Source organism: Lacinutrix sp. MEBiC02404, assembly GCF_053601575.1.
Genome location: NZ_JBSHNV010000184.1, coordinates 1 through 721 on the forward strand (window position 1 = coordinate 1; position 721 = coordinate 721).

At 43.8% G+C, this 721-nt stretch carries 1 pseudogene; it reads right to left on the minus strand.

The annotated features are described in order from the left end of the window. Positions 1-721, minus strand: a pseudogene (locus tag ACVCXO_RS10780) (hypothetical protein); the annotation flags it as partial.

Genomic DNA, 721 nt, shown 5'->3' on the forward strand with positions numbered 1-721 from the left:
TGTAGCTCCAACTGGTAAAGTAGTCGTATCTACTACGATATCTACTGTTCCTGCTGGCACGCCTTCTATAGTATACGTCCCATCCGCTGCTGTTGTTCCTGTTGGCTCTCCTGCGTCTAATACACCATTGCCATCTAAATCTGCAAATACCGTTACTGGAGAAGTGAATCCCGTTTCTGTTCCGTTTTGTGTTCCATCACCATCTTCATCATTATATACGGTTCCGGTTACCGTTCCTGCTGTAGTATAACCATCTATTCCCGCATCTACACTACCATTTGTTGTTATCGTTACTGATGTTGGCTCTGTTCCTTCTGTTAATGTAGCTCCAACTGGTAAAGTAGTCGTATCTACCACGATATCCACTGTTCCTGCTGGTACTCCTTCTATAGTATAGGTTCCATCCGCTGCCGTTGTTGCTGTTGGCTCTCCTGCGTCTAATACACCATTGCCATCTAAATCCGCAAATACAGTTACTGGAGAAGTAAATCCGGTTTCTGTTCCGTTTTGTGTTCCATCACCATCTTCATCGTTATATACGGTTCCCGTTACCGTTCCTGCTGTAGTATAACCATCTGTTCCTGCTGTAACTGTTCCACTTACTGGTACCGTTACTGATGTTGGCTCTGTTCCATCTGTTAATGTCGATCCTGTTGGTAAAGTAGTTGTATCTACTACGATATCTACTGTTCCTGCTGGTACTCCTTCTATAGTATAGGTT